We start from the raw sequence: 23,359 nt of genomic DNA, 5'->3' as shown, positions 1-23,359 counted from the left end.
CCACGTGCAGCTTCGAGTTGTGGCCATCACCGTGGCCGCCATGACGGCGGTCCTGTCGGCGGGTGCTCCCGCGCACGCGCAGGCCAACACGTACGACCACCAGGACCCGGCCGAGTCGGGCTGCTGGAACTCCGCCCAGGTGGTGCGGACCGGCACGCTCGTCAGACACCGGGGCCGCTCCGCTGTCGGGCGGATCAACCTCTGGTGGTCTCCCCGGTGCAAGACCAACTGGGTCGAGATCACGACCGACTCCAAGGTGAGCGGCACCATCTACCTGTACACGGGGGACCGCAGGAGGGACGCGTACGACTTCAAACCAGGCAACAACGGCCGTCACTGGGGCAACATGCTCCGAGCCCCCAGGACCTGCGCCTGGGGCAGGGTGACGGTGGAGTGGAACGCCGGCCGCCGCAACGTCCAGACCGGCTCGGGCGGCACCGGGAAGGCGTGCGGCTGAGCGGCACTCCGGACAATCGTCCACGCTCCCGGCCGACTCTCTGACTCCTCGGTGACATGTGTGGTGCGAACCGGGGCGGGCGATGCCGCGTATCCCATGCAGTACGGAGGGCGCGCGGGGCCCGGTGCCGGGAGCGCGCTCTCGAGCGGGACGGAGAGGGGGACATATCGTCACATCGTCGCTGCGCCCGTCCTTGCTTCGAAGAGCTTCAACGAGCGAGATGAGAGTCACGACATGTCTGTAGCCACGATTGCCCCGCGGATTGCGATCAAGAACGTGACCCCCGAAGTCTCCAGCGCGATGAGCGCCCTGCAGGAGGCCGCTCTGGCCGCGGCGCAGGCGGCGGACATCGCGCCGGGGCTGCTCCAGCTGATCAAGATCCGCGCTTCCCAGATCAACGGCTGTTCCCTCTCACTCGACCGGCACACCCAGGACGCGCGGGCCATGGGGGAAGGGGAGGAGCGCATCCGGGAGTTGCGGGCCTGGCGCAACAGCAAGCTCTTCACCAGCGGGGAACGGGCCGCGCTGTCGCTGACCGAGGCGATCACCCTCGTCTTCGCGGGACAGGTCCCGAACGAGGTGTACGCCGAGGCGGCGAGGCAGTTCGAGGAGACCCAGCTGGCGGCGCTGATCTGGGCCGCGACAGTGATCAACGCGCACAACCGGATCGCGATCACCACCCGCCTGGAGGGCAGCGGCGCCCCGCCCGACGCGGACGTCCGTGGAGCGGCGTCCGCGGGAGGCCGGAGCATGTGGTGGACGTCGGCGCGGGTGGCGAATCACGACCTTCCCGCTTGAGAACCTCCCGAACGGTGTCTGTGTGCGCCGGCCAGAAAGGCGCGGTCCTCGGGGGTGAGCCGCACCCTGGTGCCGATGCCAAGCTGCCGGTTCTCGGAGGCGCGGACCGTCGCCACCGTGGCCAGCCCCATCAGGAACGGGATCAGCACCCGCGCATCCTGACCGGGCGGCGGGAACTGCGCGCTCAGCGGGGCCCGCGCCTCGTCCAGCCGGCCGAGCAACCGCGAGATCATCGAGGAGAAGGCCACCGCTCTCGTGGCCACCTCGTGTGGCACGCGGATGATCTCGTGCGGGCTCCACCGGCTCTCGGTCAGCGAGCCCGTCACCCCGCTGCCTCCGTCACCCCGCTGCCTTCGCCCCCGCTGAGCAGGTGGCCGCGGTACGGCACGACGTCGTCGCGTTCTCGGTGTGGTGGTGGGAGGAGAACCGCAGGCCCGCCAGAGTTGCGAGCCCCTGCCCGCAGAGCTTGTCGACGGCGGCCGCCGCGGTGGCGGCGTCGAGTTCCGCGACCTGGGAGATGACGACGGGCGAGGCCGGCTCGCCGTCGGCCGGCTTGGCCAGGGCGTTGTCGTCGGCGTCGGGCACGTCCTCGGCCAGCAGGTTCACGCTTTCGCGGACGTAGCGCCAAGCGGTGGTGGTGCCGACGGCCAGGCGGCGTAGGCGTCGCCGTCACTCAGGAGAGCCATGACCGGCAGGGCTCGTCGGGCCGGAGCCAATCTCCGCCACCGCGAGTGGCGTTCAATGCGCCGGCTGCGGATGAGTTCGGCCTGATGTACTCCGACACGGGACGACGGGGCGATGGCCGGAGCTCCTTGGCCGGCTTCTTCGGTTTCCGCCCCACGCGTCGGCCCATCATCTGCCGGCCGGGCCAATCGATTGCATCCGGTTGTATCGAGAAGTGATCTCTGCAAGCGCAGCTGCAGGACAACAACAAGTACCACAACCCGCTCGCAGGCCAGATCTGAGGCGGCATCCGCGTTTTACCTGTATCGACATCGCAAGGCCATGGGAAACCCTGGCTCGGAGCCGTCAAGCTCGAGACCATTGTGTGATGACGGAGCCAGAGGTGCGGCAAGCCGTAGCGGAACTGCTTCGGAGACTACCGGGCGAGAACGAGGGACCAGTGCTGGAAGCGTCCCTGTGCGAGGGCATGGGGCTGGACCGGGAACAGGCAGAGTTCGTCGGCCAGATGCTGATCACGCTGCTGAACGCTTTTGGCGTGCTGGCGGTCGAAGACCATCGGGTCAAGGCCGCGCATATCTCGTCCTCACTGTTCCTCAGCAGTCTGGCCGAGCACGTCGAGACCGGTACAGCCGTCCTGGGCAACTGGGAACGAGCGAGAATAGGCGATCCGCCGTACCTGAACCACAAGATCCTCACGGGGCCGCAATTCCTCTACCTGGTGGAGCGCCAGCGTGCGCACATGAACCCAGGGGCTCGGCCGCTGCGCCAGGTACGCGTCGCCCAGGTCCTTGTTACGGCGCGGCTGCGTGGGCAGGGCGTCAGCTGTCTGGTCATGTATGACAGCGCCGCCAATCAGTACCAACTCCCGGGCGGGCGGATGCGTTCCGCCGACCCGACGATACGTGATGTCGCGATCCGGGAACTGGAGGAAGAACTCCCGCGCTTCGTCTTTGACGCCGACAAGGATCAGCTGATGGACATGGGGACAGCCGAGATCACGCAACTTTCGCGTACGCTGGGCGTCCTCACCAGGTACGAAATCACATTCTTTCACTTCCGGTCGTCACGCCCGCACCTGCTCGTCGGCCCGGACGCCCGCTGGGTCGGATCAGAGACACTCCTCAAAGAGGGGGCCCGCGTCAACCAGGCGTCGCTGAACATGAGCGGGCTGCGAGAACTGTGCAGAACTATGCCACAGGCGTTCCAAGTGCTGCCGTTGAGCCTGCAAGCCGTTCAGCGGCGCACCCTGCGCGATATCGTCAGGGACAGGCCTTGGGAGTTCTACGGCATTCTCATCGGGGTGCTCGGGATCATCATCTCCGTCATCTTGTTTTTCCTGGAATAGGACGAATCACGTGGGCAAGAGGTTAGGCGACGGATGGGAAGCACGGCTTCCCTCTGCAGTGCTCGACGCCTACGACCGGTGGCATCTTTCCACCGGCTACGACACCAGGTTGGTGGGGTGGCTCGACGGAGGAATGAGTGAGGCCAAGGTCGCTGTCGTCCTTCAGTTCGAGAAGAACGTCATCGACCGGCAGGCGATACTCAAGTTCCTGCCGAAGGACGGCCCCGGCGAGGTGCGGCGGATGCGCCAGGCGCTGGACCACTCGCCGCGGGAGTTTCGCGAGGCGCATCTGGTGGAGCTGATCGGTGACGCGATCCCGCTGGATGCATGGTGGATGATCCAGATGGAGATTGCCGGCGGTGACCAGTCCGTCGTGCAGCCGTTGGTGAAGCTGCGACACCATGCCAGTTTGCACGAGGTCTGCGGAATCGTGGTGGGCTCCCTGCTCGCCGAGTGGAATGCGGCGCGTGCTCATCCGCCCTTGCCCATGACCGCGGGCGCGTACCTGCGACTCCTGCTCGGCGACCGGCTCGAGGCCGGGAGCGCGTTGTCCACCTGGGCGGCCACGCGTGGGTTGGCCACGGAGAAGTTCGTTCCGGACGGAGATGGCGGACAGGCGCTCAACCCACTGGCGCTGGCGCACAGCGACGACGCGCACTCCCTGTTCATCCGGCGTGGGCGCGCGCATGGTGACCTGAACGTGCGAAACGTGCTCGTGCACCCCGACGACCCGCAAGGGTTCAAGCTCATCGACTATGGCGGATTCGCCGAGGACGCATCGCTTGCCTACGATCCGGCGTACCTGTTGCTGAGCCTCGCCCGGGAGTGGTTGGGAGACTTCGCGGTCGACTCCCCGATACGGCACGACCTCAAAGTCGCGATCGTCACCCCTGACAAGTCGGAAGCCGCCTCTGTCATGGGGCCGAAGGCGGTCAGCATGGCGTTCCACGGCACAGCACAAAGCTGGGCCAACCGCGGGAGTTTCGGCGATCAGTGGCGCGCGCAGGCGCTGCTGTCCTTGATCGGCTGCGGGCTGATCTTCGCGGGGCGAGGCCGGCTGACCGACGATGTCCGGCAATGGTTCTTCGATCTCAGCGCTTACGGGACGCGCGAGTACCTTCGGATGCGGAAGGAGCTTGGCTGGCCCTCATTCCAGGCATCCGTCCCATCTGGCGGGAAGTCGGCCGTGGCAAGTGTGCCACGTTCCCGGGTCGAGATAGACGCTTGGCTCAAGCGGCATCTGCCGTTCATGCAACGCACTTTCGGCAACAAGGACCTGCTGCTGAACATCGTCATGGAGTTACTGGACGGGCCGGAGCGGTTCGTCTGCCTCGCGCCGTATCGCATGAGCGGTGGTATGCCAGGCTCGGCGGTCATCGTCGTGAGCGATCGGCATGTGCGCGCGATCGAGCTGGACATGAGGAACCGAATATCTGATGTCACCCGTGTGGCCCACAGCGAGATCGGTGAGCTGCGACTGTATCCGGACCGTAGGCTTGGCCTGCTCGACACGGCCGATGTGCGGATTGCCGGCGACACCGTCGAACTTCTCGTCCGCGGCCTGCTCAGGGACCAAGCGAAGGACCTGCTGGCGAAGTTGGAGGAGCTCACCGGCCTGCGCGTCCGCGAGTCGGTGGACGATCCGTCGAGCCAGGTGTAATCAGGCTCCGGCGGATGCACCACGCCGACGAACGCGTTGGCTCTGCACACTCTGTCAAGAGGTTTCGGCGCCGGAGATCTCACTCCCCGCGAGCCTGCTCACGGTGAGGGGGCCCGAGGAGAGTCGCCGCGGCGGCCTTGGCCGGAGCGAGGCCCGGGCGCAACGCGCCGAGAGCGTGCAGATGTTCGGCCGGTCCGCGGCTGCCCGTCAGCCTCTCGCGTTCGATGTCGGCCCAGAGGTCCTGGAGCCCCGCGTCGGTCGGGGACGCCGCGGCCGCCGCGCGTAGGACGCGTGTACGGGCTTGATGCGCCGAAGGATCGCGGTGGCCATGGCGGCGTACAGGGCCAGCTTGCGCGCGGGGTCCGGTTCGTCGATGATCGCCTGGAACCCCGATCAGCTGCCCGCCGACTGGCAGGAGAGCCGCCGACGGTGGTTCAACCTGCACCTCATCCGTACGGCGCTCGCCCTCGCGGCGTTCGCGTGTGGCGCGGACGCCGCCCCCATATGGAACGTTACGACGACGTGTTACCGTCCGGTCGACAGCGGCCCTCGACCGGGCGGAGGTCTGCATGGATTTCCCGTGGACATTGGGTGCGGACGAAGAGGGTCTCCAGCTGCTCGACAGCCTGATGACCGCGCCCAAGGGCCTCGCCGGCCGGCACCTGGCGCAGATCGAGGAGCGGGCCGCGACGGGCGACCGGGACGCGCGCAATCTCCACGCTGTGGCACTGGCGGCCACGGGCCGGCTCGGGCAGGCGGTCGATCGCCTGCGTGCCGTCGTCGCCGACCATCCTGAGCTGATCCCGGCCTGGGTGAACCTCTGCCGGTGCCATCTCGAACTCCGCCAGCCGTACATGGCCCTCACCGTGCTGGAAGAGGCGCTGGAGCACGCGCAGGAGCCGCACGAGCACGAGTTCGTGCAGCACCGGCTCTGGGAGCTCAGAGAGTGGGCGGAGACGCGGCGGGAGCAGGCCCGGCTGGTGACGCTGCGGGCGGCGATGTTACGCGAGCGCGTCGAGCGCGGCCTGGCCGGTCCGGGCGATCGGCGCCGGCTGGGCGCCGCGCTCCTGGAACTGGTCTCGGCCGATCACGAGGGGTCGGCGACCGCACGTGAGGCGGCCGACGTGCTCCGCCAGGCGTGCGACGTGGACGGCGACGACGCCGCCACGCTGGAGCTGCTGGTGAGAGCGGTCTGGCAGGACCGCGATCACGAGGCGCTGCGCGAGGCGCTGCACCGGCTCGAGCGGGTCGCGCCGCACTCCCGGCTGCTGGAGGCGATGCGGCCGCCGGACGAGGAGAGCGCGGCCGAGCAGTACGAGTTGTGGAAGCAGCACGTCACCAGGCTGACCGAGGACGCCATGGGCCAGGGGCCGCAGGCCGACGCCGCCCGTGACGACCTGCGCACCTTCGCCCGCGCCTTCCCCAAGATCCTCTCGTACCGCAACGCGCTGCTGGCCGTGGCGATCGCGCGGGAGGACTGGGCGGAGGGCGTGGCGCTGGCCGACGCCCTGGTGGCCGACTCCGACACCCATGACACCCACTTCAACGTGGCTCAGGTCTACTGGCACAACGGCGAGTACGGCAGGGCCAACGACCACCTGGTGCGGGCGATCGAGCTGGCGGAGAACGACGAAGAGGCCCAGGACGCCATGCGCATGATTCTTTTCCTGCACGAACAGTTCGGTCCGGAGCGGAAGGGGCGGCGCCGGTGGGTGCGAGCGAGGAGCGGGTCCTCGGATGGCTCTTTGAGACGGAGACGGTGGAGGAGGCGGAGCGGCTCCTGATCGCCGCCCAGGACTACGACGTGGACGCGCTGCGCGCCACCCTCGAGTCCGCCGCGGAACGGTACGAGTCCGACGGCCTTCCGGCGCACGCCGCGCTGGCCAGGTTCTTCGCCGAGTTCGCCGAGTCCAGGCGCGAGAAGGTCGGCTACGGCCGGCTTCCCGAACCCGAACCGGAACCGGAGCTCGACCTGGACGAGGCCGCCACGACGGCGCTCTACACCGCAGCGCACGAGCGGGACGGCGTGCTCGCCGCCTACCTTCACCTGCGCGGCAGCGGGGTCTTTCCTGAGGTGCTGGCCCGGCACCGGCGTGAGTTCTTCCCCGACTGGATCCCGCAGTACACGCAGGTCCGGATCGCGCTCGCCTTCCTGGCGGACGACGAGGACGACCGCGCCGACGCGCGCGTGACGTGGATCGCCGACTGCCGCGCGCGCGGTGCGTACGGCCACGCCGAGCGGCATCTGGAGCGGCTGGTGGCGCTCCACAGCAGCCCGGAGGGGTACGGCAGGCTGAGCCGTGCCCTCGAAGACCTGGGCGACCTGCTGCTCGGCCGGAGCGACGTGGAAGGGGCGGTCGACGCCTACCGGCGGGCGATCGCCGTACCGGTGTGGATGCTGGAGGAGTCGATCAGGCCCGCGCGGATCTCGTTGCAGCTGGCCACCGTCCTGCGCGGCCTGGGCAGGTATCAGGAAGCCATGGAGGTGCTGGCCTCGACCGGCTTCCACCCGTCCAGGGTCGGCATGGCGTCCGATCTGTCCGGAGTGCTGGGTCTGGCGGCACGCATGCACCTCATGTACGGCCTGCTCCAGGAGGACACGGGAGACTACGACGCCGGCCTGGAGAGCTACGCGAACGCGCGCCGGCTCGCCGAGGCGGCCAACGACGACCAGCTGTACCATCGCGCCTGGTCGTTCATGGCCGGCTCGCACTTGAAGGCGGGGAGGGTGCGCCTGGCAGTCCAGGAGAACCGCCGGGTGCTGGACTGGACGCGCGAGCATCCTGGCGCCGAGCCGTCCGCGCTCAACAACCTGGCCATGGCCCTGTACGACGCCGGCAACGGCGCGGAGGCCGAGTGGTGCTACCGCCGCGTCGTGGAACTGCTGGGCGAGGAGGAGCCGAGCTTCAGCCTGGCGCTGGCCTGGTTCGGCCTCGGGCACGTCGCCGAGGACTCCGCCACGGCGGCCGATCGCTTCCTGCGCGGGCTGGAGATCGCGCGGGAGGCGGGCAACCGCCGTGACGCCCTGATCCAGATCCTCACGCGCCCTGCCGTCCTGGAGCACCACCGTGACCGCTTCGCCGAACTGGTCGGCGAGGCGATGGAACTGGCGGAGGCGGGCAAGGACGCGATGCTGGCACGGTTCGCCGTGCGCGCCAGGGCCGACCTGCTCGTGGCGGACGGCGACGTGGCCGGCGCCGTCGCGGCGATCAAGGAACAGCTCGCCCGCCCGGCGGACAGCGCGGTGGAGCGGGTCCACATGATCCTGCTCCTCGCGGGCGTCCTCGTCGACGCCGACGGCTCGCCGCCGGCCCGGCAGGAGGCCTTCGACCTGCTGTGGACGGCCCGCGCCCCGGAACCGGCGGCTCCCACGGAGGCGCCGGGGCCGCAGGACGGGCCGGCGTCGTGGGACGACTCCGACGAACTCGACGGCGCGCTGGTGGCGCTGCTCTGCGACGACCTGCCGCCCGGGCGGCTGCCCGACTCGCGCGACGCTCACGAGCTCGCCTTCGACCTGCACGAGGCGATCAAGTCCCGCCGGATTCTGCGCGGGCTGGCCGGAATGCCGCTGCCTGTCCCGGCCGGGGTTCCGGTCGAGCTGGCCGAGCGGGAGGCCGCCCTGCTGGAAGAGCGGCGCGCCCTGGCCGCCCGGCCACGCGGCCAGGGTCAGCCCGTCGATGAATGGACCAAGCGTGGCCGGCAAGGTCGCGTCGACGATCTGCTGTCCGAGGTCTGGGCCCAGATGGAACGGCATGCCCCCGGCTACGCGCTGCTCCGCCGGGCAGAACCGATCACGCTGGCGCGCCTGCGCGAGCAACTGGCCGGCGACCTCGACACCGCGCTGGTCTCCTTCCACGCGGGCTCGGCCGTGACCGTCGCCTTCGTGTACACGCCGCGTACGGGACGGCTGGCCGTGACCCGCGTCCCGGTCGGCGCGGGGACGCTCGCCCGTGCCGCCGCCGCGCTCGACCGCGCCTTCAACGGCGCGCCGCACGACTTCCCGCCGCTCGCTCCGCTGCCCGCGCGGCGCCCGTGGAAGCGTGACCTGGGCTTCCTCGCCGAGACGGCGGGCGAGCTGCTGGGTTTCCTTCCCGAGGTCGCCGGCAGCGAGCATCTCTGCCTCTCGCCCGACGGCCCGCTCCACGGCCTGCCGCTGCATGCCCTGCCTCTCTCTGACGGCACCTGCCTGGGGCAGCGGCACGCGGTGACGTACGTGCCGACGGCGAGCGCGCTCGGCTACCTCGTCGCCAGGCGTACGGCGGCGCCCCGGCCGCAGTCGATCTTCTGCGCGGGCGTGGCCGCGCGGGAGGACCCCGACCCGGCGGCGCTGGAGCGCGACGGCGACCTGCTGCGCGCGGCCGGCTGGGCGGTCGAGGAGCTGAGCGGCACGAACGCCGTCCGGCAGGCCGTCCTCGACGCGCTTCGCACCCGGCGCATGGCTCATCTGACCTGCCACGGCCACTTCGACGCCGTCAACCCTCTGGACTCCGGGCTGCTGCTCGCCGACGGCGGGGAGCGGCCCAGCCGCGAGCCTGCCGCACTCTCCATGCCCCAGCGGCTCCGTCACCTGCTGACGGTGGGCGACCTCGCCGGAGCCGGGATCGACATGGGGCTCATCACCCTGCGCGCCTGCTCCACCGGCCGCTACGACCCGACCGAGCAAGCGGCCAACCTCGCGCAGTCGCTGCTCTACGCCGGAGCGGGAGCCGTCATCGCGGCCCTGTGGAACGTCGACAGGACCAGCTCGGGACGCTTCCTGGAGTCGTTCTACCGCAGGCTGGCGCAGCGGCCGGACGAGCCGCTGTGGCGTGGCTTCTGGCACACGCAGCGTGAGATGATCGAACGCCCGCTCGACCCCTGGGAAGCCCATCCCTACCACTGGGGGGCGCTCGCCCTGATCGGCGACTGGAGATGATCTCGTGACAGAGCTCGCGGACCGTACGGTCATTCTCATCCTGCAGGAGCTGGCCGAGGACCTGCAGGGGCCCGCTGCCGCTCTGGAGGTGACCAGCGAGGACGAGGCACGGCTGGTGCTCCGGGCCCTCCTCGACGGCTACGCGGACGGTGACGCGCGGACGGCCCAGGACGCGCTGCCCCTGCCCCGGAGCGCCGCGGAGGCGATCGGAGCCGGACGGCGGCTGCTGGCCGCCGCGCAGCGGGACGAGGACGCCGGACCGGTCGCGCGGGCGCTGACCCAGGATCCACCCGCCGACGACCAGCTGTCGGTGGAGGCGGCCGCGGTGGTCGTCGTGGTGCTCGCCGCCATGATCGCGTTCCTGCAGACCAAGGTGTCGATCAAGATCCAGCGAGACGCCGACGGGACCAAGGTGGAGTTCGAGCTGCTCAAGCGAGCCAGCTCGGACTCCCTGCTGCGGACGCTCGCCAGGCTGATGGCCGACATCCTCCGCGGCAGCGGTGGCCAGGGACCGGGGCCGATCTGACCGCCTCCGGCTGGATGTCGCTCCCTTGCGTCGGCCGGTCGTCGTTCGTGGTTCCGGACAGTGGTTCGCAAGGGCGTGGGTGAAAGATGGGTCATCTCGACAGGCTCAGACGGAGTATCGGTGCGTGGAAGTATGAAATGTCCGGACTGTGGTGCGGCGTTGTCCGGAACCGGGGCCCCGGGGCCGGCATCCAGGTGTCCGGGGTGTGGGCTGCCGCTGCAGGGGCCCGCCGCGCGCGAGCTCTGGCAGGTGGACCGGGCTCTCGCCGGGCTGAGGGATCAGCAGGCCAGGTTGCAGGCCCGCCGTAGGGAACTGCTCGGCATCCTGCGCGCCGACGCGGCGGGTCAGGGGGCCGCAAGCGCGGGGGCGGCGGCCGGGCCTGGAGGCGTGGGGGCTGGGGCTCCGGGGCGGGAGGTCTCTCCGGGGGCTGCGAAGAATGTCCTGCTCATCCTCGGTGGGCTGCTGCTGACGGTGGCGGCGGTGGTGTTCACCGTGGTGAGCTGGGGGCAGATGAGCATGGCCGGGCGCGCGGCCGTGCTGGCCGCGTTCACCGCGCTGGTCATGCTGGCGCCGGTCTTGCTGATCCGGCGCAGGCTCACCGCCACGGCCGAGACCGTGGCCGGGCTCGCGGTCGTGCTGCTGCTGCTCGACGGGTACGCGGCCAGGCGCGTGGGCTTCCTCGGGCTCGACGCGCTCGACGGGCTGCACTACACGGCGGGGGTGTTCGGGCTCACCGCGCTCATCCTGGTGGCCTATGCCCGGGGCACCCGGCTTCGCGGGCCCGCTCCGGTCGCCGTGGTGCTGGCGCAGCCGGTGCTGCCGCTGCTGACCGGCGACCTGCCGGAGACCTGGCTGGTGGCCATGCTGGTGGCCACGGCGGCCTTGGACGTCCCTGTTGTCTGCTACGGCCGGGGAGCGGTGCGGGTGACGGCCGCCGTGGCAGGCAGCGGGGTCGCGACGCTCGCGCTGCTGGTCGGCGCGGTGGACGCGCTGGGTTCCCCTTCCGTCGGTCAGGCCCTGGTCAGGTCGGCGCCGCTGGTCGCGCTGGCGCTGCTCGGCGGGTTCGTGACGTGGTTGCTGGCCAGGCCGGGCAAGGCTCAGGGGGAGACCTGGGCGGCCGTGGTCACCGTCGGAACCGCGCTCACGCTGATCGCCGTGCCGGCCGCGCTGGCGCAGCCGGTGCTGGACGAGGGTCCGGGGACGGACTGGCGTCCTCTGGCGTATCTCGTTCCCGCAGTCGCGGTGGTGCTCGCCGCCGGCCGGCTGCCCTGGCGGCGGGTACGGTCGGCGGGCATGGCCACCGGTGGGGTGGTGGCGCTGCTGGCCACGCTGGTGGTGCTGCCTCGGCTCGTGGCCACGCTGGTGGCGCCGCTCGCCTGGCTGGACGTGCTCTGGACGGGCACCTGGCACGGGCGGCAGTGGCCGCCGTTCGAGATGGCGAGGCCGGCGGACGTGGTGGTGCTGGGGGCGTTGGCGGCCGGTGCCAGCCTCCTGGCGGTGGCCGTGCGCGGCACCGGTGGGCGGCTGACGCCGAGGAAGGGAGCGGTGTCGTCCGGGGGGCCGGTGTCTCCCGCGCCGATGAAGGGAACGGTGTCGTCCAAGGCGCCAATGTCCCCCGAGCCGACGAAGGGAGCGGCGTCGTCCGGGGCACCGGTGTCTCCTGCGCCGGTGTCCCCCGCGCCGGTGTCCGGGGCGCTGGGGTCCCGGGGGCCGGCGGTTGGGGCGCTCGTGTCGAGGGTGCTGGTGGTCGGGGCGCTGGTGGCCGGGGTGCTCATGGTCGCGGTCGTCCCCCAAGCCTTTGCGATGCCGTACCCGGCCGCGCTGGCGGTGCAGGTGGTGCTCGCCGTCGCGCTCGCGCTGGCCGCCACGCTGGGCCGGGCGCCCTGGTGGGCGGTGGCGTGCGCGCTCGTCGCCGGTCCGGCCTCGGTACGGGCGGCGGCGTACGCGTTCGGCAGCGAGCCGGCGACGCTGACCGCGCTGCCGATCCTGGCGGCGGCGGCCGCCGCCATGGCGCTGGTGGCCAGGGTGAAGGAGTTGCGGATCTGGGGATTGGGCTTCGCCGCGCTGTTCCTCGGGCTGGAGGCGGTGGCGGTGGGGTTCTCGCTGGGGCTGCGCGTCCTGGTGGCGGCGAGCGCGGGCTTCGCCGTGGCCGGAGTGCTGGTGCTGCTCAGGTCGCTGTGGGCAGGCGGCGCGAGCGGCCTCAGGTACGCCGGCACCACCCTGCTGTTGCTGGCCTCCTGGCTACGGCTGGGGGCGGACGAGGTCACCGTCGTCGAGGCGTACACGGTGCCGTGCTCGCTGGTCCTGCTGGGATCCGGCTGGTTGCGGCGGCGCCGCGCACCGGTCTCGTCCTGGGCGGCCTATGGCACGGGCCTGTCCTTCACGATGCTGCCCAGCCTGGTGGTCGTCTACTCGGACACGGAATGGCGGCGGTCGCTGGCGCTCGGCGTGCTGGCGCTGGCGGTGCTGTTCGCCGGAGCCCGGTCTCGGCTGCAGGCGCCCACGATGGTCGGAGGCCTCGTGCTCGCCGGGGTCGTGGTGCGGGAACTGGCCCCGTACGTGTCGGAGATGCTCCTCGCGGTGCCGCGCTGGGTGCCGATCGCCGTGGGCGGGGTGCTGCTCGTGGTGGTCGGGGCGACGTACGAGGCCCGCATGCGGGACCTGCGCCGGGTGCGTGACGTCCTGAAGGCGATGGGGTGAAGGACGAACCCCGCCGCGTGCCGGGGGCGCGAAGACGCCAGCCACAGTCCAGATCGGCCACTGAGCGTCTGGCGGGACGTACGCGTCGCCGCGTTCGCATCCGTGACGTCCATGGCGTTACCGTCGGCGCGCATGAGGAGACGGCCGGTCGGCTTCTCGGGGAACGTCCCAAGCCGACGGCTGTCGGGTCCTAGCCGGCGACGCACTGGACACCGGAACGGACATCCCCGACCGGGGGCGGCGATGACGCCGAACGGCTACGCGCCCGCCGACGGCCTGACGGCGTCCGCGTCGCGGTAATAATCCTGCCGGGGATTCCGCATTCACATTGAGCAGCGGATTGTGACGTTCCCCTTTCCGTTCGCGAGCAACGAAGAAACATTTATTCGCCGGGCGCCTTTTTCTCATCCGTCACCCCTTGGTGAAAATTGATGACGCGTTTATCTTGGTGATCGTTTTGATTTTTCGGCTGCGCGACGAACGGGTGATGATCATGCGATCCACGAGCAAGAGCCTCGCGATCCTGGCGAGTGCCCTCCTGATGACATCGACCGGGCAGGTGCTGGGCGCCGGTCCGGCCACGGCGGACGAGTGCCTGACGACGACCGATCGGTGGCAGGCCGTCGACCTCGGGGTGACCGGTGGCGCGCTCGACATCAACGACCTGGGGCAGGTCGCCGGTTTCAGCAGGAGCGCGACCGGCGAGACCCGGGCGATCGTCTGGGACGACGGCGAGATCATCGACGTGGGCACCCTGGGCGGCCCCAGAGGCTACGCCTCCGGGATCGACGAGGAAGGTCATGTCGTCGGTAACAGCTACACGGAGTCGGAGAAAAGCCATGCCTTTCTCTGGTACCAGGGGACGATGCAGGACCTGGGTTTGTTCGGGGGGTACGCCGCATTTCCCGGGGACGTCGACCAGGGCGTCATCGTCGGCGACTACCGCACCGTGTCGTCCGACGCCTACAGCAGACTCAGGCACGCCTTCGTGATCCGGAACGGCGTCAAGACCGATCTCGACCTCGTCGCCGGCAGCGAGGCCACGGCCATCAACACGGCCGGCCAGATCGCCGGCACCCACCGCCGTACCGAAAGAGTGGGCCTGCCGGCGAGCCGGCAGACCCAGCGCGCCTTCCTGTGGGAGAACGGCGCCGTCACCGAGCTGGGCACTCTGGGCGGCATCTGGAGCGAGGCGAGCGGCCTCAACAACCAGGGCCAGGTCGTCGGCCAGTTGGCGCTCGACGCCGGCGGCGTGCTCCAGGCCGGTTTCGTATGGGACTCCGAGACGGGCATGCGGCGCCTCGAGGACGGTGGCGGTGTGGCCCGCCCGAAGGCCATCAATGACGGGGGCGTGATCGTCGGGACGCACACCTGCGCTTCCGGCACCGCCCGCGCGGTGGTGTGGACCGGCCCTTCGCAGGCACCGGCCCTGCTTCCCGACCCCGCGGGTGGCACGGCGACGGCCGGCAACGCCGTCAATGTCCACGGGGAGATCGCCGGGAACGCGATCTATCCCGACGGTCAGCAGCACGCCGTGCTCTGGCGGCCGGTGGCGGGCGACTGACCGCCCCCAGAGGCGGATTCCTGTCGTGGTTACGGGGATTTGCGTGGAGTGTCCAGCGTAAGCTGGTGCATCTCCCTCGCGCCGCCGCCGACGGCCACTACGGTGACGCGGAGCGGAGAGAGCAAGGCAGGGGGGATTGCGTGCGGTGGGAAGGCGGCAGGCGCGGGCGTCACGGAGCGGGCCGCCACGACACCGGCATGGCGCGGCGGTTCAGAGGGGTGGCGGTGGTCGCGCTCCTCGCCGTGGCCTGGAGCGTCGCGCTCGAGACCGTCCCGGTCGCGAAAGTGACGAGGGACGCGCGGGCCGGTGACACGGCTGCCGTCGCCGCCCCGACCACCGGGCCGGCGGCGGTGACCTCCGTCGTGGGGCTGGGCGACTCGGTGCCGGCGGGCGCCGCGTGCGACTGCGACACCTTCGTCTCGCTGATCAGGAAGACCCTGGCGAGCAGGCAGGGCGTCGGCGTCGCCGTCGACAACCTGGCCACCGGGGGGCTCACCTCGCAGGGGTTGCTGGACCAGATGGACGGCGGGCCGGTGACGGACGCCATCGTGAAAGCCGACCTGGTGATCATCACCATCGGCGCCAACGACTTCGACAGCGACTCGCTCGAGGACGACGACTGCGGTCCCCGCGCCGGCCTGGCCTGCTACAAGGATGACCTCGCGCGGCTGCGGGCCAACGTGGACGGCATCCTCGGCAAGGTTCGGGCGCTGCAGACCCGCCCGCGCAGCCGGATCGTCGTGACCGGCTACTGGAACGTGTTCCTGGACGGCGACAGCGCCCGGGCCAAGGGGACGGCGTACGTGTCGAACAGCGACGCCCTCACGCGCGTGGTGAACCGGACCCTCGCCGGTGCGGCCGCGGCGAGGGGCGCGCGTTACGTCGACGTCTACGGCCCGTTCAAGGGGGACGGCTCCCGCGACGACACCCCGCTGCTGGCCGCCGACGGCGACCACCCCAACGCCGCCGGACATCGGGTCATCGCCGACTCCATCCTGGCCGCCCTCGCCGCGGGCTGATCCCGTACGGCCGGGATGAAAGATTCAGTGGTGAGCTCCCTGGTCAGGGGCGTAGGGAGCAGGTGCGGGGTTGACACTTCGGCCTGATCCCGCGAAACATCGTCTCTCAAGAGACGGTTTGGGAGCGCTCCCATACGGACCCCGAAGGCGAGCGATGTCATGTCCGGTTCCCTCACGCTGTCTGCCCGGCTCTGGGCAGTCGTCGCCTGCGTCGCGGTGGCGATCGGCGGCATCGCCGCCGTGACCGTCCCCGCTTCCGCGGACACCGGGTGCAAAGTGGACTACACCGTGAACTCCTGGCAGGGCGGCTTCACCGCGCAGGTGAAGGTCACGAACCTGGGGACGGCGCTCAGCGGGTGGCGGCTGCGGTGGACGTACGCGGGGGACCAGCGGGTGACGAGCGCGTGGAACGCGCAGGTCGAGCAGAACGGCCGGGTCGTCACGGCGGCCAACGTGGCGTGGAACGGCACGCTGGCCACGGGCGGCAGCGCCGAGTTCGGCCTGCAGGCCACCTGGTCGGCGGCCAACCCCGCGCCTGCCGACTTCACGCTCAACGACGTCGCCTGCAACGGCACCACCACCCCGAGCCAGACCCCCACCGTCACGCCCACGGTCACCCCGACGGTCACACCCACGGTGCCACCCGGGTGCTCGGGGGCGACGGTCTGCTCCGGGTTCGAGGACCAGGTGGGCAGCCCGTCAGGGGACTGGCAGGTCGTCACCCCCAACTGCGCCGGCACCGGCACGGCCGTGATCGACACCGCGATCGCGCACAGCGGCGGCAAGTCCCTGCGGGTCAACGGGGGCGGCGGCTACTGCAACCACCTCTTCGTCGGCACCACCCGCGACGTCTCCCACGTCGGCCCGGTGGTCTACGGCAGGATGTGGGTCCGGCACACGACCGCCCTGCCCGCCACGCACGTCAGCATGATCACCATGGCCGACGCCGGCGACGGCAACCGCGACCTGCGCATCGGCGGCCAGAACGGCGCCCTGCAGTGGAACCGCGAGTCCGACGACGCCACCCTGCCCGAGCAGAGCCCGGCGGGCGTCGCGCTCAGCACCGCGCTTCCCGTCAACCGCTGGGTCTGCCTGCGCTACGAGATCGACACCACCAAGCAGTCGATGCGTACGTACCTGGACAACCAGGAGGTCGCGGGCCTGCGCGTGGACGGCACCCCGACGCAGGACATCGACTCCCAGTGGCTGCGCCGCGCCACCGCGCCGCGCCCGGCCACGCTCCGGCTGGGCTGGGAGAGCTACGGCAGCGACCAGGACACCCTCTGGTACGACGACGTGGCGCTCGGCTCGGCGCCGCTGTCCTGCTGATCACAATCCGAATGCTGAGAAGTCCGGGCGTGACCTACGCTGTTCGCATGCGCGTGACGATGCGGGAGGTGGCCGATCGGGCGGGCGTCTCGATCAAGACCGTGTCACGTGTGGTGAACGGCGAGCCGCACATCCGTCCGGAGAAGGTACGGCGGGTGCACGCGGCGATCGACGAGCTCGGCTGGGTCCCCAACCGGGCCGCCAGGGCGCTCAGGACCGGGCAGGTCGGGGTGGTCGGCATCGCCGTCACCGAGCTGCGCCGCCCCTATCTCGCGGGTCTCGTCGAAGCCCTGGTCACCGAGGCCGATCGCTGGGGGATGCTCGCCGCGGTCGAGCCGACCCACGGCGATCCGGCCCGGCTGGCGGCGGTGCTCGCCGCCCGGGGGAGGACGTTCGACGGCGTGGTGCTGATCGGCCCGGCGGCGCCGGTCGCCGACGGGCTGGGCGAGCGCCCGGTGGTCGTCGTGCGAGGGGACACGGCCTGGGTGGACCGGGCAGAAACGGACCGGACAGAAACGGACCGGACAGAAACGGACCGGACAGAAACGGACCGGGCCGGGGTGGACCGCGTCGAGGAGGACGTCGCGGAGGCGGCGGCCCTGTTGGCCCGTCACCTCGCCGTCATGGGCAGGTCCCGCCCGGCGCTGCTCGGCGCGCGTCAGGACGAGCTGCGCGCCCGTCTCGGCGGATCCGGCCCGGTGCCCGTGCCGTGCGCGGAGCTCGGCGAGGTGGCCGACCGGCGCGCGGGCGCGCGGGCCGCCGTACAGGTGCTGGAGCGGCACCCGGACGTCGACGTGCTGCTGTGCGTCAACGACGAGGTGGCGCTCGGGGCTCTCGCGGCGCTCGTCAAGCACGGGGTGGACGTCCCGGGACGCGTGGCGGTCGCCGGCTACGGCAACCTGGAGGACGGGCGGTTCTCGACGCCGTCGCTCACCACGATCGACCCGGGGCCGGCCCGGCTGGCGCGCAGCGCGCTGGAGCTGCTCGCCGATCGCCTCGCCGGCACGGCGCCGCGGCAGCCGCGCGCGGTCGTCTCGCCCGTCGAGCTGATCCGGCGTGAGTCCACGCTCGGCCGGGATCCGCGATGAAGCGCCCGACGCTGGCGGACGTCGCCGTGCGGGCCGGGGTCTCGGCGAAGACCGTGTCCAACGTCCTGCTCGGCCGCCCGCACGTCTCGGCCGCCACCCGCGCCAAGGTCCAGGCCGCGGTCGAGGAGGTCGGCTACGAGGCGGGACACGCCACGAGCCAGGCCGGGCGCGGGCTCGCCTCCGGCCGGACCGGCCGGATCGCCGTCGTCGTGCCGAACCTCTACCAGCCGTACTTCGCGGAGAACGCCGAGCGGCTCATCCTCGCCCTGGCCGAGTGCGGGTTCACCAGCACGCTGCGGATCGCCAACGGCGGTGACCGCGAGCGCGACGCCGTGCTCGGCGTGACGACCGCCGACGCCGACGGCGTCATCATCTGCCCGCACCACCTGTCGGACGAGCTGCTCGCCGGCGCGGCGCCGCGGCGCCCGGCGGTGGCGCTCGGCGGCGCGCCGATCAAGGCGCTCGACGGTGTGATGATGGGGGAGTACGCGGGGTTCCTGGCGATCACCCGGCATCTGCTGGCCACCGGGCGGCGGCGGCTCGCGTTCGTGTGGAACGGTCCGGCGGGCGCGGTCCCGACCGGGGACCGCTACTCCGGGTTCGCCGCCGCTCTGGAGGAGCACGGCATCGAGCATGATCCCTCGCTCGTAGCCTACAGCTCCGACTGGGACCGCAGGGCCTCGGGCTACGAGGCGATGGTGGGGTTGCTGCGGCGCTCCGGCCCCAGGTTCGACGGCCCCCAGTTCGAAGGCCCCGGGTTCGACGGCCCCGGGTTCGACGGCGCGGTCTGCGTCAACGACACGATCGCCGTGGGCGTGCTGAAAGCGCTGCGCGCGCACGCCATCCGCGTCCCCGAGGACGTCGCGGTCACCGGCTTCGACGACACCGACGAGGGGGAGTTCACCATCCCGTCGTTGTCGTCGGTGAGCCCCGACCAGGGCGAGATGGTGGCCGCCGCCGTCCGCCTGCTCATCGAGCGCCTCGACGGCTACGACGGCCCCGCCCGGCAGGTGCACACCGGTGTTCACCTGCTGATCCGCGACTCGTCCGCGCAGGTCTGACCCGCTCCGCACCTCTCGACCCGGTCACCTCTTCCCTTGATTGTCTTGTCATTGACAACGCTGAATGACGGCCCCTAACATCGCTGAAACATTCACCGAGATCTCGGTCACACCCTCCGTCCCCCCTCAGGAGGACCGCATGACCACCCCACCGGTTCTGTCCCGCCGGGCCTTCGTCGTCGCGGCCGGCCTCACCGCACTCGCGGGCTGCTCCAGCAGGAACTCCGCAGGCGATCCGAACACGCTGCGGATCCTGGTCAACAAGCATCCGCTGACCAAGCCGATCAGCACGATGGAGTGGCCCAAACAGCTGGAGAAGATCGCGGGCGTCAAGATCCAGTGGCAGGAGATCTCGGCCGACTGGGACCAGAAGAAGTCCACCATGCTGGCCGCCGGCGACGTGCCGGACCTGATCGTCGGCACGAACGCGATCACGAACGCCGACCTGGGCACGTACCGGACGCTCTTCGAGAACCTGGCCGACGACCTGGACGCGCTGCCGAACGTGAAGGCGTTGTTCGCGGCGAAACCGGAGCTGAAGTCGATGGCCACGCTGACCACCGGCGAGGTCTACGCGGTCCCGGGCTACAAGCGGTTCTGGCCGACGACCGTCACCCACCAGTACATCAACAAGCAGTGGCTTGACCGGCTCGGCCTGAAGGTCCCGACCACCTGGGACGAGCTCTACACCGTGCTCGTCGCGTTCAAGGAGGAGGACGCGAACGGCAACGGTGACAAGAACGACGAGATCCCGATGGACTGGTCACCGGTCGGCACGGGCGGCTTCGGCTACTTCCAGCCCAGCGTGCTGCTCGGCAGCGTCGGCCTGCCGATCGCGGGCGGCGGCGGCCAGGGCTACTTCCTCGAGGACGGCAAGGTCGGCAACTTCCTCGTCGACGAGCGCTACAAGCGGGTCATCCAGTTCCTCCACCGGTGCTACGCCGCCGGCCTGATCAGCAAGAACGTCATGACGCAGGACTACTCGGCCTACCAGGCGGTCGGCCGCGGCTCCGGCAAGGTGGCCAAGGTCGGCTTCAGCTGGGGCTGGACGGCCAGCGACCGGTTCGGCGCCGAGCTGGCCGATCAGTACGTCGCGATGGCGCCGTTGCTCGCCGAAGCCGGCCAGACCACCCCGGTGACCTGGACCTACGACTCCTACAGCGAGAACTTCCCGTCGAACCAGATCCTCATGTCCGCCAGGACGAGCAACAAGCAGGCCGCGCTCAAGGTCGTCAACGCCTTCTATGACAAGGAGATGTCGCTGCAGGTGCTGTGGGGCGACCTCGGCCGGTATGTCAAGAAGGTCAGCGACAAGGAGTACGAGGTGCTCCCACCGGCCGACGCCAAGGTCGACCCGTCGACCTGGAAGTGGACGGTCACCATCGCCGACGCCGGCCCGGTCTGGATCCGCGACGACATCGAGGTGAAGCTGCCGGCCGACCTGGACGAGGCCGTCGAGCAGACCGAGCCGCTGAAGAAGGCGCTGGCGAACATGGACGTCAACAAGGACGTCTACCCGTTCCAGTTCATCCAGATGAAGCCCGACGACACCAACCAGCTCGGGTTGAACGACACCACGATGCTCAACACCGCGATGACGAAGTTCGCCGAGTGGATCACCAAGGGCGGCGTCGAGGACCAGTGGGGCCAGTACGTCCAGCAGGTCCAGAACGCCGGCCTGCAGAAGAACATCGACACCTACCAGCGCTACTACGACGAGTACGCGAAGACGCGCTGATGGCGGAGTCTCTCGTCGCGGCTCGCAAGCCGGCTCGCAAGCCGGTGACCGGCGCCCGCAGGCCGGGCGCCGGCCGGCACGTCAGGCGGTACTGGCAGCTGTGGCTCATGGTCCTGCCGGCCGTCGGGTTCGTCGCCGTGTTCATGTACGTCCCGATGTACGGGATCCAGCTGGCCTTCCGGGAGTTCGACTTCGCCGCCGGGCTGACCGGCGGGGACTGGGCCGGCCTGAAGTACTTCCGGCAGTTCTTCGACAGCCCGCTGTTCTGGCCGCTGCTGAAGAACACGTTCGTCATCGCGTTCACCACGCTCGTGGTGGGGTTCGTGGCCCCGATCCTGCTGGCGCTGATGATCAACCAGATCGCCGGCGGCCGGCGCAAGCGGGTCATGCAGACGGCGACGTACCTGCCGCACTTCATCTCGATCGTGGTCGTCGTCGGCATGCTTCAGGCGTTCCTCAACCCGTCCACCGGACTGCTCACCCGCGCCCTGGCCCCCTTCGGCCTCGACGGGGTGAACTTCCTCGGCGACACGGCGGCCTTCGTGCCGGTGTACGTGATCTCCGACGTGTGGCAGCACTGCGGGTGGAACAGCATCATCTACCTCGCCGCGCTCTCGCGGGTCGACCCGCAGCTGTACGAGGCGGCCAAGGTGGACGGCGCGAACCGGCTGCAGCTCATCCGGCACGTCGACGTCCCGAGCATCGTGCCGACCATGGTGATCCTGCTCATCCTCACCATGGGCGGCGTGCTGAACACCGGCTTCGAGAAGGTCTGGTTGATGCAGAACAACCTGAACCTGCCCGTGTCCGAGGTCATCGCGACGTACGTCTACAAGATCGGCATCTTCAGCACGCAGTTCAGCTACGCCACCGCGATCGGCCTGTTCAACACGGTCATCAACTTCGCGTTCCTGATCGCCGCCAACGCGATCGCCCGTCGCGTGTCGAACTGGAGCCTGTGGTGAGCGCGACCCCCCTGAAGAAGACGCCGGGCGACATCGTCTTCGCGCTGGCGCTCGGCGCGATCTGCGTGGCGGTCCTGTTCGCGGTGGTCTACCCGGTCTACTTCGTGGTGATCGCGTCCGTGAGCAACCCGTCGCTGATCTCCACCGGCGAGGTGTGGCTGTGGCCGAAGGGCGTGAACCTCTTCGGGTACCGGGAGATCCTCAACGACGAACGGATCTGGACGGGCTACCGCAACACGCTGCTCTACAGCGTGGCCGGGACCGCGCTGAACCTCGTCGTGACCATCCCCGCGGCGTACGCGCTGTCGCGGCCGGAGTTCCGCCCGCGGCGGATCCTCATGCTGTTCTTCGTGTTCACGATGTTCTTCAACGGCGGCCTGATCCCGACGTACCTGCTCTACCGCGATCTCGGCCTGCTGGACAACTGGCTCGTGTTCGTCCTGCCGTCGGCGGTGAACGTCTACAACCTCATCATCGCCCGCGCCTTCTTCGAGCACTCGCTGCCGAAGGAGCTGTTCGAGGCGGCGATGATCGACGGCGTGTCCTACCTGCAGTATTTCGCCAGGGTCGCGCTGCCGCTGTCCAAGGCGATCGTCTCGGTCATCGGCCTGTACTACCTGGTGCAGCACTGGAACGACTTCTTCACCGGCATGGTGTTCGTCCGCGACAACGCGCTGCAACCGCTGCAGATCGTGCTGCGTGACATCCTCCTGTCCAACCAGGCGTTCGCCGGCGGCGTCGGGGCCTCCGGCGGCAGCGGCACCTCCTACGACCAGCAGTACGCCGACCAGATCAAGTACGGCGTGATCGTCGTCTCCAGCCTCCCGGTCCTGGTGCTCTACCCGTTCCTGCAGCGCTACTTCGAGAAGGGCGTCCTCATCGGGTCGGTGAAGGGCTGATGAGACGCGTCCTCACCTGGCACACGAGGGCGGGCGAGGTGGGCCTGCTGCTGCTCAAGCTGCACCTGCTGTGGGTCGTGGGGAGCCTGGCCGGCGGCATCGTGCTCGGCGTCTTCCCCGCGACCGCCGCGGTGTACGGCGTCATCCGCGGCGAGTTCCTGGGTTCAGGGGCGCCCCGCGAGTTCCGGCGGCTCTGGCGGCAGGAGTTCCGCACCGCCAACGTGGTGGGCTACGTCTTCGCGGCGGCCTGGGCGGTGCTCCTGGTGGACCGGCGGCTGCTGGAGAGCGCCGACCTCGGCGTCGTCGAGCCGCTGCTCGGCGCGGTGCTCTGGCTGGTCACGCTGTTCGTGTCGGCCATGACCGCGAACATCTGGATCCTCGCCGCCCACTTCGACGAAGGGCCGGGCGCGCTCGTCCGCCGCAGCGCGATCCTCGTCCTCGCCCGCCCGGTGCAGGCGCTCGTCACGCTGGTCGCGGCCGGCGTGATCCTGTGCGCGTACTACCTCGTCCCGGGGCTGGTCCCGGTCTTCGGCGTCGCCGTGCCGGCCTTCGCCTCCTTCGCCTACGTCTGGGGCACCGGGGTCCTGCCCAGGGCTCCGGGCCCGTGACGG

The 23,359-nt window shown here is 70.3% G+C and carries 19 protein-coding genes; 17 read left to right on the top strand and 2 right to left on the bottom strand.

Annotated features, from left to right (window positions below):
* Positions 1-4 precede the first annotated feature (4 nt).
* The gene (locus H4W80_RS10810) at positions 5-457 is read left to right on the top strand and encodes a hypothetical protein (RefSeq protein ID WP_192784969.1); all 453 of its coding nucleotides are present in this window, start codon (positions 5-7) and stop codon (positions 455-457) included.
* A gap of 276 nt (positions 458-733) precedes the next feature.
* Positions 734-1,255 carry a carboxymuconolactone decarboxylase family protein gene (locus H4W80_RS10805; RefSeq protein ID WP_318786799.1) on the top strand — a complete coding sequence of 174 codons (522 nt, stop codon included), beginning with the start codon at positions 734-736 and terminating at the stop codon, positions 1,253-1,255.
* Here the strand turns inward: H4W80_RS10805 and H4W80_RS10800 are convergent.
* Complete coding sequence (locus H4W80_RS10800; RefSeq protein ID WP_192784967.1) at positions 1,237-1,581, bottom strand: hypothetical protein; 345 nt, start codon at positions 1,579-1,581, stop codon at positions 1,237-1,239. The genes H4W80_RS10805 and H4W80_RS10800 overlap by 19 nt on opposite strands.
* A 13-nt stretch (positions 1,582-1,594) precedes the next feature.
* Positions 1,595-1,861, bottom strand: coding sequence for a hypothetical protein (locus H4W80_RS10795; RefSeq protein WP_192784966.1), 267 nt, complete (start codon positions 1,859-1,861; stop codon positions 1,595-1,597).
* 445 nt (positions 1,862-2,306) lie between these two features.
* Here H4W80_RS10795 and H4W80_RS10790 point away from each other — a divergent pair, with 445 nt between their 5' ends.
* The 15 genes from H4W80_RS10790 to H4W80_RS10720 all read left to right on the top strand — a co-directional run bounded on the left by H4W80_RS10790 (position 2,307) and on the right by H4W80_RS10720 (position 23,356).
* The gene (locus H4W80_RS10790; RefSeq protein WP_192784965.1) at positions 2,307-3,284 is read left to right on the top strand and encodes an NUDIX hydrolase; all 978 of its coding nucleotides are present in this window, start codon (positions 2,307-2,309) and stop codon (positions 3,282-3,284) included.
* 58 nt (positions 3,285-3,342) lie between these two features.
* Positions 3,343-4,944, top strand: coding sequence for an aminoglycoside phosphotransferase/kinase family protein (locus H4W80_RS10785; RefSeq protein ID WP_192784964.1), 1,602 nt, complete (start codon positions 3,343-3,345; stop codon positions 4,942-4,944).
* Positions 4,945-5,513: 569 nt separating this feature from the next.
* Positions 5,514-6,728 (top strand): tetratricopeptide repeat protein, encoded by a 1,215-nt coding sequence (locus H4W80_RS10780; protein ID WP_192784963.1) that lies wholly within the window; start codon positions 5,514-5,516, stop codon positions 6,726-6,728.
* Complete coding sequence (locus H4W80_RS63520) at positions 6,653-9,859, top strand: CHAT domain-containing protein (RefSeq protein ID WP_192784962.1); 3,207 nt, start codon at positions 6,653-6,655, stop codon at positions 9,857-9,859. Before H4W80_RS10780 ends, H4W80_RS63520 begins: the two co-directional genes overlap by 76 nt.
* Before the next feature lie 4 nt (positions 9,860-9,863).
* Positions 9,864-10,385, top strand: coding sequence for a hypothetical protein (locus tag H4W80_RS10770; RefSeq protein WP_192784961.1), 522 nt, complete (start codon positions 9,864-9,866; stop codon positions 10,383-10,385).
* A 249-nt stretch (positions 10,386-10,634) separates the two neighbouring features.
* Positions 10,635-13,085, top strand: coding sequence for an SCO7613 C-terminal domain-containing membrane protein (locus H4W80_RS10765; protein ID WP_192784960.1), 2,451 nt, complete (start codon positions 10,635-10,637; stop codon positions 13,083-13,085).
* A gap of 493 nt (positions 13,086-13,578) precedes the next feature.
* On the top strand, positions 13,579-14,649 hold the full coding sequence (locus H4W80_RS10760) for a hypothetical protein (protein ID WP_192784959.1): 1,071 nt from the start codon (positions 13,579-13,581) through the stop codon (positions 14,647-14,649).
* Positions 14,650-14,789: 140 nt separating this feature from the next.
* Positions 14,790-15,668, top strand: a complete 879-nt coding sequence (locus H4W80_RS10755; RefSeq protein WP_192784958.1) for an SGNH/GDSL hydrolase family protein — start codon at positions 14,790-14,792, stop codon at positions 15,666-15,668.
* Positions 15,669-15,827: 159 nt separating this feature from the next.
* Positions 15,828-16,997, top strand: coding sequence for a cellulose-binding domain-containing protein (locus H4W80_RS63515; RefSeq protein WP_192784957.1), 1,170 nt, complete (start codon positions 15,828-15,830; stop codon positions 16,995-16,997).
* Between the two features lie 29 nt (positions 16,998-17,026).
* On the top strand, positions 17,027-18,085 hold the full coding sequence (locus H4W80_RS10745; RefSeq protein ID WP_318786798.1) for a LacI family DNA-binding transcriptional regulator: 1,059 nt from the start codon (positions 17,027-17,029) through the stop codon (positions 18,083-18,085).
* Complete coding sequence (locus H4W80_RS10740) at positions 18,082-19,146, top strand: LacI family DNA-binding transcriptional regulator (protein ID WP_192784956.1); 1,065 nt, start codon at positions 18,082-18,084, stop codon at positions 19,144-19,146. The genes H4W80_RS10745 and H4W80_RS10740 overlap by 4 nt, the downstream gene beginning before the upstream one ends.
* Positions 19,147-19,285: 139 nt before the next feature.
* A complete protein-coding gene (locus tag H4W80_RS10735; RefSeq protein WP_192784955.1) occupies positions 19,286-20,884 on the top strand; it encodes a type 2 periplasmic-binding domain-containing protein in 1,599 nt (532 codons plus the stop codon).
* On the top strand, positions 20,884-21,849 hold the full coding sequence (locus H4W80_RS10730; protein WP_192784954.1) for an ABC transporter permease: 966 nt from the start codon (positions 20,884-20,886) through the stop codon (positions 21,847-21,849). The genes H4W80_RS10735 and H4W80_RS10730 overlap by 1 nt, the downstream gene beginning before the upstream one ends.
* Positions 21,846-22,748, top strand: a complete 903-nt coding sequence (locus H4W80_RS10725; protein WP_318786797.1) for a carbohydrate ABC transporter permease — start codon at positions 21,846-21,848, stop codon at positions 22,746-22,748. The genes H4W80_RS10730 and H4W80_RS10725 overlap by 4 nt, the downstream gene beginning before the upstream one ends.
* Positions 22,748-23,356: a YesL family protein gene (locus tag H4W80_RS10720; protein WP_192784952.1), complete on the top strand. Its 609-nt coding sequence runs from the start codon at positions 22,748-22,750 to the stop codon at positions 23,354-23,356. Before H4W80_RS10725 ends, H4W80_RS10720 begins: the two co-directional genes overlap by 1 nt.
* Positions 23,357-23,359: the final 3 nt, after the last annotated feature.

It is taken from the genome of Nonomuraea angiospora, assembly GCF_014873145.1.
Taxonomy (GTDB): domain Bacteria; phylum Actinomycetota; class Actinomycetes; order Streptosporangiales; family Streptosporangiaceae; genus Nonomuraea; species Nonomuraea angiospora.
This window is presented reverse-complemented; position numbering and strand designations above follow the sequence as displayed.

What these genes read in the sequence shown, in the direction of transcription:
- H4W80_RS10790 (WP_192784965.1), top strand. Translation starts at nt 2,307, where the DNA reads ATGACGGAGCCAGAGGTGCGGCAAGCCGTAGCGGAACTGCTTCGGAGA.
- H4W80_RS10780 (WP_192784963.1), top strand. Translation starts at nt 5,514, where the DNA reads ATGGATTTCCCGTGGACATTGGGTGCGGACGAAGAGGGTCTCCAGCTG.
- H4W80_RS10760 (WP_192784959.1), top strand. Translation starts at nt 13,579, where the DNA reads ATGCGATCCACGAGCAAGAGCCTCGCGATCCTGGCGAGTGCCCTCCTG.
- H4W80_RS63515 (WP_192784957.1), top strand. Translation starts at nt 15,828, where the DNA reads ATGTCCGGTTCCCTCACGCTGTCTGCCCGGCTCTGGGCAGTCGTCGCC.
- H4W80_RS10740 (WP_192784956.1), top strand. Translation starts at nt 18,082, where the DNA reads ATGAAGCGCCCGACGCTGGCGGACGTCGCCGTGCGGGCCGGGGTCTCG.
- H4W80_RS10735 (WP_192784955.1), top strand. Translation starts at nt 19,286, where the DNA reads ATGACCACCCCACCGGTTCTGTCCCGCCGGGCCTTCGTCGTCGCGGCC.
- H4W80_RS10730 (WP_192784954.1), top strand. Translation starts at nt 20,884, where the DNA reads ATGGCGGAGTCTCTCGTCGCGGCTCGCAAGCCGGCTCGCAAGCCGGTG.
- H4W80_RS10720 (WP_192784952.1), top strand. Translation starts at nt 22,748, where the DNA reads ATGAGACGCGTCCTCACCTGGCACACGAGGGCGGGCGAGGTGGGCCTG.